The sequence below is a fragment of the Bacillus norwichensis genome (assembly GCF_014836955.1).
GTDB lineage: Bacteria > Bacillota > Bacilli > Bacillales > Bacillaceae_C > Siminovitchia > Siminovitchia norwichensis.
On record NZ_JACSPV010000003.1, the window covers coordinates 80,273 to 93,158 of the forward strand.

Below are 12,886 nucleotides of genomic sequence, written 5' to 3' on the forward strand. Positions count from 1 at the left end.
GTAATTCATGACTATCCAATGGTTCCCCGGACATATGGCAAAAGCACGCCGGGAAGTGACGGAAAAATTAAAGCTGGTAGATATCGTATTTGAATTGGTGGATGCACGGATTCCCGTTTCATCTGCCAATCCGATGCTACAGGAGATCATACAACAAAAGCAGAGACTGATTCTCCTTAATAAAGCAGATATGGCAGATCCGGATGTGACAAGACAGTGGATCAGCCATTTCTCGGAAGAGGGGAATAAAGCACTTGCAATCAACTCCCAGTCTGGGAGAGGATTAAACGAGATCATAAAGGCAGCGGAGGAGTTGCTAAGGGAGAAAAGAGAGCGCAGGAAAGCAAAGGGATTAAAGCCGCGAGCTATCAGAGCGATGATTATTGGCATCCCAAATGTTGGGAAATCCACGCTAATTAACCGTTTGGCAAAGAAAAATATCGCCAAGACGGGTAATACACCTGGAGTCACAAGAGGGCAGCAATGGATCAAAGTGGGAAAAGACCTTGAACTTCTGGATACTCCAGGCATACTATGGCCCAAGTTTGAAGATCAGGAGATAGGTTATAAGCTTGCTTTGACCGGCGCAATAAAAGATTCTCTTTTGAATATGCAGGATATAGCTGTTTTTGCTCTTAGGTTCCTTGAAGCTCACTATCTCAACAATATGAAAAAAAGATATCAACTTAATGAGGTGCCTGAAGATATAGTGGTTTTATTTGATCATATTGGAAAGCTTCGCGGATGCCTGACATCCGGCGGAGAGATTGATTATGAAAAAACTGCGGAGACAGTCATTATGGATATTCGGTCGCAGAAGCTTGGAAATATTACTTTCGATATGCCGGATGAGATCATAGAGTAACGCCTATATGTGTCTGGGAAAACATAGATAAATATCAGCAAAATATCACTGATTTTTACGAGCAATCTATCTTTTTTGCTTTTAGGTTATTGGCAGGACACAGCATTCTTACGATAGATTGCCACATATATGGTATGCCAATCACTTTTTGAAAGGTAATGGGACTGGATGAAAAATCAGACAATCGCAGAAATAAAGGAAGTCTTAAGAGAAATAACAAGTGAAAATGATCCTTTTTTTACGGAATTGCAATCAGATTCCCGTAAAGGTGTTCAAGCCCTTTTGAATAGTTGGAAAGCCGGAAAGGAAAAAGAACGCAAGGAGCATGAACGGTACACACGGATGTCGGCACATGAAAATCGGCTTAGGAAACAAGGGTTCAAGTGGATCGGTGGAATCGATGAAGCTGGTCGGGGCCCTTTGGCTGGGCCAGTAGTTGCCGCAGCTGTTATATTAAATGAAGATAGTTGTATTTATGGATTGGATGACTCAAAGAAGCTGAGTGAATTAAAAAGAAATGAACTTTTTGATCGAATTCATGAAGAAGCGCGAGCTGTAGGTGTTGGCATTATTTCCTCCGAGGAAATTGACCGGCTCAATATATATCAGGCGGTAAAAAAAGCGATGAATCAGGCTGTCAGCGAATTGGCTATCCAGCCAGATTTTTTGCTTTTGGACGCTATGACAATAGAAGCCCCTTATCCACAGGAATCGATTATAAAAGGAGATGCAAACAGTAATTCTATTGCGGCTGCATCTATCATTGCAAAAGTCACCCGCGACCGGCTTATGGCTGGATACGAACAGCAATATTCGGGGTATGGCTTTGGAATACATAAAGGTTACGGAACGAAAGCTCATTTAGATGCTCTAAAAAAGCTCGGTCCTTGTCCGATCCACAGGCAATCATTTGCTCCGGTTCAAGCAATCATGAACCGATCATGAGGGGGGAGCGATTTGGATATACAGACATTGATCCAAGATTTGTTTCAAACTCTAAGTTCGAGTCAAACCCAGCCTCTTACATTGAGGAATGGACAAATATTTTTTGCCCATGTACATAGAATTTTTCCAAATCAGCACGCAGAAATACAACTTGGTACTCACAAGCTAATTGCAAGACTTGAGGCGCCTTTAGAAAGTGGAAAAGGCTATTTCCTTCAAGTTGAGTCTGTCGAGGGAGAACCGCAGCTGAAGCTGATCGGATCAAAACAGGCGGATCAGTTCTCTCTTGTGAGACAATTATCTCTGCCAAATGAAAAAGAGTACCATGCCCTCACTGAGTTCTTTACAAAAGAATCTTTAAGCCTAACTCGCGAGCAAATTCAACAAGCTGGTCAGTGGGTCGGGAAAGCAGCGGACAAAAAACTTGCACTAGATGCCATTAAACTGATGAGCACAAGAGATATGCCCTTTACTGAAAGTATTTTCAAGTCGCTGGTTGTTGTAGGCAGCAAGCAGCCGTTAACTGAAGTCATATCTACTTTGCATATGGCTCTTGGTTCAGAAAAAGATCCGGATTCAACCAGCCAAAGAATTGTTGCTCTGATTGATGAATTGGGTAAAGAGTCGTCACAAAAAGGGGCAATCGCGGAACCGTTTGTATGGCAAGGTAAAACAGCAATGGCGAACATAAAGCACACCATTCGCCAAATGGGACTGTTTTATGAGCATGCGATCATTCACGATAATGAAACCAGTGCGGAATCTCTTAAAGCCCTCCTTATCGAATATTTGGGGCGACCGGGAACAAGTCTAAATCCTACTGCTCGGCAGGCGGCAGAGCAACTGCTTCATAGAATGAATGGCCAACAGCTGATATCTATTGATTCTGGACCTATACAGCAAATATTTTTTGATCTTCCGATAGAATTAAATGGTCATAGGACAGAACTTTCTTTCCAATGGGAGGGAAAGCGGAGAGAGGATGGGAAAATCGATCCGGATTATTGCAGGGTTATTTTTTATCTGAACATGCAGAACCTTGATCAGACTGTAGTTGATGTAAAAATCCAAAATCGGATAATGAATATTACTGTTATAAATACGCATTCTCCAGAAATCAAAGTACTTGCGCCCATGCTCATTCCTGCATTGAAGGAAAAACTGAAAGAGCATGGTTATGAGTTGTCAGCTGTCCACTTTAAACCACCTGTCAGCCAAAAAAACAAGCAGTCGCAAACACTCAGTCCCCGTCCTTACTCAGGAGTTGATATTCAAATATGAATAAAAGCCAAATGATGGAAGCGGTGGCCCTAAGCGGCCAAGACGAAGTTGGAAATGCCCCTATCGTAAGAGCGAAGGGAAAAGGGGTAACAGCAGAAAAAATAATCGAAGCCGCTAAAGAACATGGAATACCAATCCAGCAAGATCCGGCGCTAGTTGAACTGCTGGGACAGCTTGATTTGAACGAGGCGATACCGGAAGAACTATTTGAAGCAGTTGCGGAAGTTTTTGCATTTATTTACAAGCTGGATTGGAAAATGTCGGAAAGTAAAACTAGGCAACCGTAAAAAGTGGACTTCCTGTCGCCATTTTAATACAATAAACACGCAATCTATTTTTTTTATAGTAATGATAGGAGGACGGAAAATGAATATCCATGAATACCAGGGTAAAGAAATCCTTAGAAAATACGGAGTATCTGTACCTAATGGAAAAGTAGCATTCACCGTGGATGAGGCAGTGGAAGCCGCTAAAGAACTCGGTACTGATGTTACTGTCGTAAAAGCCCAAATCCATGCAGGCGGCCGCGGAAAAGCGGGTGGGGTAAAAGTCGCGAAAAACTTGGATGAAGTCCGTACATATGCTGAAGAGATTCTCGGAAAAACCCTTGTTACGCATCAGACAGGCCCTGAAGGCAAAGAGGTAAAACGTTTACTGATTGAAGAAGGTTGCGATATCAAGAAGGAATATTATGTCGGTCTTGTTGTTGATAGAGGCACTGATAGAGTTGTCTTGATGGCTTCCGAAGAAGGCGGTACTGAAATCGAGGAAGTTGCTGAAAAAACACCTGAAAAAATCTTTAAAGAAGTTGTTGATCCACTTGTTGGTTTAACTGGCTTCCAAGCACGCCGAATTGCTTTCAATATCAATATTCCTAAAGAACTGGTTGGAAAAGCTGCCAAATTCATGATCAGCCTTTACAACGCTTTCGTTGACAACGATTCTTCAATTGCTGAAATCAACCCTCTTGTTGTGACAGGAGACGGAAATGTACTAGCTCTTGATGCCAAATTAAACTTCGATGATAACGCTTTATTTAAACATAAAGATATCCTTGAATACCGTGATCTTGACGAGGAGGATCCAAAAGAGATTGAGGCATCTAAGTATGATTTGAGCTATATCGCTTTGGACGGCAACATTGGGTGTATGGTAAATGGTGCAGGCCTTGCTATGTCCACAATGGATATTATTAAATATTATGGCGGAGAACCCGCAAACTTCCTTGATGTTGGGGGCGGAGCAACTGCTGAAAAAGTAACGGAAGCATTTAAAATCATTCTTTCTGATGAAGCGGTCAAAGGAATCTTCGTTAACATTTTCGGTGGTATCATGAAGTGTGATGTCATTGCTGCTGGAGTGGTCGAAGCTGTCAAACAAGTTGGACTAGAAGTTCCTTTAGTTGTAAGGCTTGAAGGAACAAATGTCGACAAAGGAAAAGAAATCCTGAACGAATCTGGTTTGAATATTACAGCTGCAGATTCCATGGCCGATGGTGCACAAAAAATCGTTGAACTGGTCAAGTAAGTCAATCTGACCAAATGCTTTGGAATCAATGTTGTTAAATCAAAGATCATTTGAAAGGCAGGGAAAATCATGAGTGTTTTTGTCAATAAAGACACAAAAGTAATTGTACAGGGAATTACAGGCTCAACAGCCCTTTTTCATACAGAACAGATGATTGAATATGGCACACAAATTGTTGGCGGCGTGACACCAGGAAAAGGTGGACAAGAGGTTGCAGGAGTTCCGGTTTTTGATACAGTAGACGAAGCTGTAAAGAAAACAGGAGCCACCGCATCAGTCATTTACGTTCCAGCACCGTTTGCTGCTGATGCGATCTTGGAAGCGGTCGATGCGGAGTTAGACTTAGCCATTTGTATCACTGAACATATTCCGGTTTTAGATATGGTGAAGGTTGTTCGCTATATGGAAGGCAAGAAAACAAGACTCGTCGGTCCAAACTGTCCAGGAGTTATTACTCCTGAGGAGTGTAAAATTGGAATTATGCCTGGCTACATTCACAAAAAAGGACATGTTGGAGTTGTCTCTCGCTCAGGAACATTGACTTATGAAGCGGTACATCAGCTTTCTGAAGCAGGAGTTGGACAGTCTACTGCAGTTGGAATCGGCGGAGATCCTGTAAATGGAACAAATTTCATCGATGTGCTGAAAGCTTTTAATGAGGATCCAGAAACAGAGGCTGTGATCATGATTGGTGAGATCGGTGGTACAGCAGAAGAGGAAGCTGCTGAGTGGGTAAAAGCGAATATGACTAAGCCGGTTGTAGGGTTCATCGGCGGACGTACTGCACCTCCAGGAAAGCGTATGGGACATGCAGGTGCCATCATTTCAGGCGGAAAAGGAACAGCAGATGAAAAAATCCGTGTTATGAACGAATGCGGAATCAAAGTTGCTGATACTCCTGCCGTTATTGGTGAAACATTGATTGGAGTCTTGAAGGATAGAGGACTCTATGAAAAATGTAAGACACATTAATTAATTTATGGGAAGCCTCTAAATCAGAGAGGCTTCCTTTTAAAAAATGAACAAGGAAGTGATCGGAATTTTTACCGAAAAGCTGCTTCATTTAATCCATTGTCCGCAATTGGGGAACGCAGCAATTAGAAAGCTACTGAAACATGACCCCACCCTTTCGAACCTTTATTCTTTTTCAACCTCCAAACTTCAACAAATTTTTCAGTTGAATCACTCCCTCTTCAAGAAATTCTTCCATGACTTTCAAAGAATCAATATCCAAAAAATACTAGAAAAATACCAAGCTAGTGGAATTTCAATCATTACTTTTAAGGATGAGGAATACCCTAAAATACTCAGAGAGATTCATGATGCGCCGCTTGTCCTTTTTACCATGGGAGAAAATACCCTGCTTAAAAAGCAAGCGATTGCCGTTGTAGGAGCTAGGCTTTCTGATGATTATGCAAGAAAAGCGATAGCCTTGCTTCTTGCTCCTCTTCTAGAAAGTGGATTTGTCATTGTCAGCGGATTAGCCAAAGGTACTGACACCTTAGCCCATCAACAGACCATCCAGTTCGGAGGAAAAACGATCGCTGTACTGGGTGGAGGATTCTTTCATTTATATCCGCCGGAAAACATGCAGCTCGCTGAACAAATGAAGGAAGAACATTTAATCATTTCTGAATATCCACCAATCTGGCGTCCTCAAAAGTGGCACTTCCCTCAAAGGAACCGCATCATTAGCGGGTTATCCATGGGTACAGTCATCGTCCAGGCAAAATCAAGGAGTGGCTCACTGATTACTGCAGATTTTTCTTTGGAGGAGGGCAGGGAAGTTTTTGCAGTGCCGGGTCCCATAGGCGAACCTCTGTCAGAAGGGACAAACCGCCTGATTCAACAAGGGGCAAAGCTTGTTACTTCCGGATATGATATATTGGAAGAGCTGTATATCGAATGAGCTTTTTCATAGAGTAAAAAATCAGATGAAATATTTTAATCGAATGAAGTTTTTATATGTCTAGCTACGACGTACAGGACGTCGCGCCCTGAGCCTGCCGGCGTACAGGAATTACTAGTGTAAGCGAAGCGATAGGATGTCGCGATAGGGCCAGACGCCCTCGGCGCAAGAATCAAGTCACGCGAAAGAGAATGTATTCCTCCGGCACAGCTTATTCAAGGAAGCGTAAGTTTCCCTCATCACAAAGCTGCTTGAAGGGCATCAAGGAAGCTTTTCACATGTAATTGAAATGAGCAGCTTTACTGTGATGGCTGAGGAACTCGCTCATCAATATTTGCCTAGTGCTTGTCGCCTACGGCTGCACGACTTTCGATTTTCTTACTAGTTAAAATCAAAAAAACTTGCAATTTTGTGGAAAGTGGGATAGATTCATCAACATAAGCTTGAAACAGGCAATCTTTATAAAAAATGAAATTGAATATAAAATAATGTCTATATATAGGATAACAAGCAATATTTCTATGGTGGCTGAAGTACTCCCTTCACACATTTTACCTAGTGCTTGTCGCCTAAGACAGCGTGCTTTACAGCGCCTGTTCTATTTATTTCGTTGACAAACATATGATACACGTATAAGATTTATTCTGATTTACTGAATTTACCTCTGGGGAGGATTACTGCATGTCGGATTACTTGGTAATAGTGGAATCGCCTGCAAAGGCGAAGACCATTGAACGATATTTAGGAAAAAAATATAAAGTGAGAGCATCTATGGGGCACGTCAGAGATTTGCCGAAAAGCCAAATGGGTGTAGATGTTGAAAATAACTATGAACCGAAATATATAACAATCAGGGGAAAAGGCCCTGTTTTAAAAGAATTGAGAACTGCTGCTAAAAAAGCAAAAAAAGTCTATCTCGCAGCTGACCCCGATAGGGAAGGCGAAGCGATCGCTTGGCATCTGGCCCATAGTCTTGATGTAGACATTCATTCGGATTGCCGTGTCATTTTCAATGAAATTACGAAAGATGCAATCAGGGATTCTTTTAAACATCCTAGGCCAATTAACATGGATCTTGTAGATGCTCAGCAGGCAAGAAGGATTTTAGATCGCCTTGTAGGATATAATATCAGCCCTCTGCTCTGGAAGAAAGTGAAAAAAGGCTTGAGTGCGGGCAGGGTACAATCTGTTGCAGTCCGACTGATCATCGACAGAGAAAATGAAATCAAGGACTTTATTCCTGAAGAATACTGGTCAGTAGAAGGACTATTTAAAAAAGGAAAGGACCAATTCCAAGCTTACTTTTATGGTTTAAATGGGAAGAAGAAGAAATTACAATCAGAAGATGATGTAAAAGAAGTTCTAGGAAAAATTGATGGTAAAGACTTCCTTGTCCAATCCGTAACAAAGAAGGAAAGAAAAAGAAATCCTGCTCGTCCTTTTACAACATCTTCCCTTCAGCAAGAAGCTGCTCGTAAGTTGAATTTCCGGGCAAAGAAAACGATGCTTCTCGCACAGCAATTATATGAAGGAATTGATCTCGGAAAAGAAGGTACGGTTGGTCTTATTACTTATATGCGTACAGATTCAACGAGAGTCTCTGATATTGCGGTAAAGGAAGCTGCAGAATATATTACAGATCAATATGGTAAAGAATATTTGGCTACCGGCAACCGTAAGGAAAAAAAGCAGGCAAACACGCAGGATGCGCATGAAGCCATACGTCCGACGAGTACAATGAGGGAGCCAAATGCAGTAAAAGCGTCTTTAAGCCGTGACCAGTTAAGGCTGTATAAATTGATTTGGGAGCGTTTCGTTGCAAGTCAAATGGCACCCGCAATCATGGATACAGTGGCTGTTGATCTGGTGAACGGGGAAGTAACATTTCGTGCGAATGGATCGCAAATCAAATTTCCTGGATTCATGAAAGTTTATGTGGAAGGAACTGACGATCAGTCTGAAGAAAAAGAGAATGTCCTTCCTTCGTTTGCTGAAGGTGAGAAAGTTCTTTCGGAAAAATTAAACCCCAAGCAGCACTTTACACAGCCACCTCCAAGGTATACGGAAGCAAGGCTGGTAAAAGCATTGGAGGAATTGGGCATTGGGAGACCTTCAACCTATGCACCTACCTTAGATACGATCCAAAGGCGTGGATATGTAGCCCTTGATAACAAACGCTTCATACCAACAGAATTGGGAGAGATTGTTCTTGAACTGATCATGGAATTTTTCCCGGAAGTACTTGATGTGGAATTTACAGCCAAAATGGAAAATAATCTCGATGAAATTGAAGACGGTCATGCCGAATGGGTAAAGATCATAGATGACTTTTACCAAAACTTTGAAAAGAACTTGAAAAAAGCCGAAGCTGAAATGAAAGAAGTAGAAATCAAAGATGAGTACGCAGGGGAAGATTGTGAAATCTGCGGAAACCCTATGGTGATCAAAATGGGACGCTTTGGCAAATTTATGGCTTGCAGCAATTTTCCAGACTGCAGAAATACAAAACCGATTGTGAAGGAAATCGGTGTGAAATGTCCGAAATGTAAAGAAGGTAATGTTATAGAGCGCAAAAGTAAGAAAAAGCGCATTTTTTACGGATGTGACCGTTATCCCGAGTGTGATTTCCTCTCCTGGGATAAGCCGATTAGCCGTCCTTGTCCAAAATGTGAAGGATTTCTGGTTGAAAAGAAGCTCAAAAAAGGGAATCAGGTTCAGTGTGTCAGCTGTGACTATAAAGAAGAGCCTCAAAAATAGAGAAGGGTCTGTCCAACAAGCTTCTTAAATAAATCGGGAGGAGGAAAACGAATCGTTTCCCTCCTCCTGATTTTGCATTTGTAGAAGGTCCCTTAAAGAGCTGCCGGCGGATGCTGTCCGGAAAAGCAAAATACAATCGAGATTACCAAAATGCGATTCGAAAAAGGAAAATACTGTCTGAAAAACAGAAACTCTGTCCAACTTCGACAAAATACTGTCCAAGCAAGAGGATACTTCCAAAAAAGGCGGAATACTTTCTCTTATCTTGAAGTTGATCCGCTATTAGTGAGCGCGTTTGTTGGAAATCGTTAAGAACAGGCACTCACTTTTCTGGTGGACTCGGCATTGCTCATCAGGAAACGTCCAGTCCGTACGTCGCTAAACGAGCGCTTTCACTTTTCTAATGTCCAGCTACAGCGCCTGGCCTCTCGAGGTCACAATGCGCTTCCCTGTGGTGGCTGAAGTACTGCCTCCTCGGGACCCGCCGTGTGCTTGTCGAGGCCGATCAAGGCGCTTCCGCTTTTCGTGATGTCCAGTTGCAGCGCTCAGCGACTATCAGACTTCCTTCTCCTTCCTACGATAAGTCAACATCGGCTCGCCTTCGGCATCGCCGTGTTTCCTTTATCTCGTCAGGAGTCGTCCAGTCTGTACGTCGCTAAACGAGCGCTTTCACTTTTCTTGTAATGCGCATCGTTTTTATTTGCCAGGCTTTTAGGGTAAAATGCTATAGGGATTAAAGAGAATAATTGTGAAAGATTGATCATATATTGGAGGTTTCACACATGCAATCAGTAAATGTTATAGGAGCGGGCTTGGCAGGAAGCGAAGCTGCTTGGCAGTTGTCCAAGCGAGGAATTCATGTTGATTTATACGAAATGAGGCCAGTTAAGCAAACGCCTGCCCATCATACTGACAAATTTGCCGAGCTCGTTTGCTCCAATTCGTTACGGGCTAATTCACTAACGAATGCAGTTGGTGTTCTGAAAGAGGAAATGAGAATTCTAGATTCACTCATTATCGAAGCTGCGGACCAATCATCTGTTCCCGCAGGCGGCGCACTGGCTGTTGACAGACATGATTTTTCGGGATATGTAACGGAGAAAATTCGCGAAAACCCGCTCATTACTATCCATCAGGAGGAAATGACTGATTTCCCTCCTGGTATTACGATTATTGCAACAGGCCCATTGACAAGCGACAGCCTGTCCAAAAAACTCCAGGAGTTGACTGGGCAAGATCATTTGTACTTTTATGATGCAGCAGCTCCTATTATTGAAAAAGACAGCATAAATATGGATAAAGTTTATTTGAAATCACGCTATGACAAAGGGGAAGCGGCTTACCTAAATTGTCCGATGGACGAGGATGAATTCAATCGGTTCTACGAAGCACTAACTCAAGCCGAAACAGTTCCACTGAAGGAATTTGAAAAAGAAATTTTCTTTGAAGGCTGTATGCCAATTGAAGTAATGGCTCAAAGAGGAAAAAAAACCATGCTTTTTGGTCCTTTGAAACCAGTTGGGCTTGAAGATCCGAAAACTGGAAAAAAACCTTATGCCGTTGTCCAACTTCGTCAGGATGATGCTGCGGGCACACTTTATAATATAGTAGGATTTCAGACTCATCTTAAATGGGGGCCGCAAAAAGAGGTGCTCAGGCTGATTCCTGGATTGGAAGAAGTCGAGATCGTCCGTTATGGTGTCATGCACCGCAACACGTTTATCAATTCTCCGTCCGTTCTAAATCGAACATATCAATTTAAGGAAAGGGATGATCTATTCTTTGCAGGGCAAATGACTGGGGTTGAGGGTTATGTGGAATCAGCAGCCAGCGGTTTGGTTGCAGGTTTAAATGCTGCCTTACTGGCACAGGGAAAAGAGCCGACAGTTTTTCCGAAGGAAACTATGATTGGAAGTATGGCCCATTATATTACATCTACTAGTTCCAAGACGTTTCAGCCGATGAATGTCAATTTTGGATTGCTTCCGGAACTGCCTCAAAGAATTAAAAATAAAAAACTGAAGTATGAACAATATGCTGAACGTGCCTTAAGCTCCATTCGAATCTTAGCACAAAATATATAATTTCCTTTGCGTGAAAAAATGAATTGTGATAATATTTAGAAGGCTTTAAAATCGAGGTGGGGAGATGAAGGATCAGATCCGTTCATTTTTGGAATACTTGCAGATTGAAAAGAACTATTCATCTTACACAGTCGAATTTTATAAAAAAGATATTGAGCATTTCTGTTTGTTCATGAAAGAACAGAGCATTGAAATGTTTGACGACGTAGAGTATTTCGACGCCCGTCTCTATGTATCTTCATTGTATGAACAGCAATATGCAAGGACGAGTGCTGCCAGGAAAATATCTAGTCTGCGAAGTTTCTTCAAGTTTTTGTTAAGGGAAAAGATTGTACATGAAAATCCTTTTATTTTGGTCATTCAGCCTAAAAAAGGAGTAAGGCTTCCTAGCTTTCTTTATGAAGAGGAAATGCAGCAATTATTCGATTCCTGCGATGATTCGACGCCATTGGGAAAGCGAAACCTTGCGTTGATAGAATTGTTGTATGCTACTGGGATCAGGGTAAGCGAATGTGCTAATATCATGATGAATGATATAGACTTTGACTTCTCAACCATTCTCGTAAAGGGAAAAGGTAGGAAAGAACGGTATGTCCCTTTTGGAATTTTTGCTGCCAAGGCAATTGAGTCCTATATGAATGATGCAAGAAGTATGCTGGTCCGAGGCTCTGAACACCGGAGTTTGTTTGTGAATGCCAGAGGTGGCCCTTTGACTGAAAGGGGAATCCGTCATGTCCTCAATGACATAATGAAAAAGGCGTCTTTATCTGGGAAAATCCACCCGCATATGTTTCGTCATAGCTTTGCGACACACATGCTAAACAATGGAGCGGATATGAGGACTGTCCAGGAATTGCTCGGGCATACCCACCTGTCATCAACGCAGGTCTATACCCATGTTACAAAAGAACATTTAAGGAAAACATATATGAATAGTCATCCACGGGCTTGAAGACAAGGAGGTAAACAATGGATAAGTTCCATGCAACGACAATATTCGCCGTTCATCATAAAGGCAAAAGCGCCATGGCCGGTGATGGGCAAGTGACATTTGGAAATGCAGTTGTAATGAAACATACTGCACGCAAGGTGCGTAAACTATTCAATGGTAAAGTATTGGCCGGTTTTGCAGGATCAGTGGCAGATGCTTTTACACTATTTGAGAAGTTCGAAGGAAAGCTGGAGGAATTCAATGGGAACCTGTCAAGAGCCGCAGTTGAATTAGCAAAGGAATGGCGCAGTGACAAGGTTTTAAGAAAACTTGAAGCTATGTTGATTGTAATGGATGAAACAGATTTGCTGCTCATTTCCGGTACAGGAGAGGTCATTGAACCAGATGATGGGATTCTGGCCATAGGATCAGGAGGCAATTACGCACTTTCTGCTGGCAGAGCTTTGAAAAATTATGCGGCTGAGCATCTCACTGCAAAAGAAATGGCAAAAGCTGCATTGGAAATTGCGGCGGATATATGCGTCTACACAAATCGACAAATAATTGTCGAAGAATTGTAACACATG

At 42.2% G+C, this 12,886-nt stretch carries 11 protein-coding genes; all 11 read left to right on the top strand.

Annotated features, from left to right (window positions below):
- Positions 1 to 7: 7 nt before the first annotated feature.
- The 11 genes from ylqF to hslV all read left to right on the top strand — a co-directional run bounded on the left by ylqF (position 8) and on the right by hslV (position 12,880).
- Entirely contained in the window at positions 8 to 865 is an 858-nt protein-coding gene (gene ylqF, locus H9631_RS02825; protein ID WP_191809737.1) for a ribosome biogenesis GTPase YlqF, read from the top strand.
- Positions 866 to 1,033: 168 nt separating this feature from the next.
- Positions 1,034 to 1,810, top strand: a complete 777-nt coding sequence (locus H9631_RS02830) for a ribonuclease HII (RefSeq protein WP_191809739.1) — start codon at positions 1,034 to 1,036, stop codon at positions 1,808 to 1,810.
- Between the two features lie 12 nt (positions 1,811 to 1,822).
- Complete coding sequence (locus tag H9631_RS02835) at positions 1,823 to 3,091, top strand: hypothetical protein (RefSeq protein ID WP_191809741.1); 1,269 nt, start codon at positions 1,823 to 1,825, stop codon at positions 3,089 to 3,091.
- On the top strand, positions 3,088 to 3,378 hold the full coding sequence (locus H9631_RS02840) for an EscU/YscU/HrcU family type III secretion system export apparatus switch protein (protein WP_191809743.1): 291 nt from the start codon (positions 3,088 to 3,090) through the stop codon (positions 3,376 to 3,378). The genes H9631_RS02835 and H9631_RS02840 overlap by 4 nt, the downstream gene beginning before the upstream one ends.
- 79 nt (positions 3,379 to 3,457) lie before the next feature.
- Positions 3,458 to 4,618, top strand: a complete 1,161-nt coding sequence (gene sucC, locus H9631_RS02845) for an ADP-forming succinate--CoA ligase subunit beta (protein WP_191809745.1) — start codon at positions 3,458 to 3,460, stop codon at positions 4,616 to 4,618.
- Positions 4,619 to 4,687: 69 nt separating this feature from the next.
- A complete protein-coding gene (gene sucD, locus H9631_RS02850) occupies positions 4,688 to 5,590 on the top strand; it encodes a succinate--CoA ligase subunit alpha (protein WP_191809746.1) in 903 nt (300 codons plus the stop codon).
- A 46-nt stretch (positions 5,591 to 5,636) separates the two neighbouring features.
- Positions 5,637 to 6,527, top strand: coding sequence for a DNA-processing protein DprA (gene dprA / locus H9631_RS02855; RefSeq protein WP_191809748.1), 891 nt, complete (start codon positions 5,637 to 5,639; stop codon positions 6,525 to 6,527).
- A gap of 681 nt (positions 6,528 to 7,208) precedes the next feature.
- A complete protein-coding gene (topA, locus tag H9631_RS02860; RefSeq protein WP_191809750.1) occupies positions 7,209 to 9,284 on the top strand; it encodes a type I DNA topoisomerase in 2,076 nt (691 codons plus the stop codon).
- A gap of 782 nt (positions 9,285 to 10,066) precedes the next feature.
- A complete protein-coding gene (gene trmFO, locus H9631_RS02865) occupies positions 10,067 to 11,368 on the top strand; it encodes an FADH(2)-oxidizing methylenetetrahydrofolate--tRNA-(uracil(54)-C(5))-methyltransferase TrmFO (protein ID WP_191809752.1) in 1,302 nt (433 codons plus the stop codon).
- A gap of 64 nt (positions 11,369 to 11,432) precedes the next feature.
- Complete coding sequence (xerC, locus tag H9631_RS02870) at positions 11,433 to 12,320, top strand: tyrosine recombinase XerC (RefSeq protein WP_191809754.1); 888 nt, start codon at positions 11,433 to 11,435, stop codon at positions 12,318 to 12,320.
- Between the two features lie 17 nt (positions 12,321 to 12,337).
- A complete protein-coding gene (hslV, locus tag H9631_RS02875; RefSeq protein WP_160705232.1) occupies positions 12,338 to 12,880 on the top strand; it encodes an ATP-dependent protease subunit HslV in 543 nt (180 codons plus the stop codon).
- The last annotated feature ends 6 nt before the right edge of the window (positions 12,881 to 12,886 follow it).

Excerpts from the sequence above, each read along its gene's own strand:
- ylqF (WP_191809737.1), top strand. The coding sequence starts at position 8 with ATGACTATCCAATGGTTCCCCGGACATATGGCAAAAGCACGCCGGGAA.
- H9631_RS02830 (WP_191809739.1), top strand. The coding sequence starts at position 1,034 with ATGAAAAATCAGACAATCGCAGAAATAAAGGAAGTCTTAAGAGAAATA.
- H9631_RS02840 (WP_191809743.1), top strand. The coding sequence starts at position 3,088 with ATGAATAAAAGCCAAATGATGGAAGCGGTGGCCCTAAGCGGCCAAGAC.
- sucC (WP_191809745.1), top strand. The coding sequence starts at position 3,458 with ATGAATATCCATGAATACCAGGGTAAAGAAATCCTTAGAAAATACGGA.
- sucD (WP_191809746.1), top strand. The coding sequence starts at position 4,688 with ATGAGTGTTTTTGTCAATAAAGACACAAAAGTAATTGTACAGGGAATT.
- dprA (WP_191809748.1), top strand. The coding sequence starts at position 5,637 with ATGAACAAGGAAGTGATCGGAATTTTTACCGAAAAGCTGCTTCATTTA.
- topA (WP_191809750.1), top strand. The coding sequence starts at position 7,209 with ATGTCGGATTACTTGGTAATAGTGGAATCGCCTGCAAAGGCGAAGACC.
- trmFO (WP_191809752.1), top strand. The coding sequence starts at position 10,067 with ATGCAATCAGTAAATGTTATAGGAGCGGGCTTGGCAGGAAGCGAAGCT.
- xerC (WP_191809754.1), top strand. The coding sequence starts at position 11,433 with ATGAAGGATCAGATCCGTTCATTTTTGGAATACTTGCAGATTGAAAAG.
- hslV (WP_160705232.1), top strand. The coding sequence starts at position 12,338 with ATGGATAAGTTCCATGCAACGACAATATTCGCCGTTCATCATAAAGGC.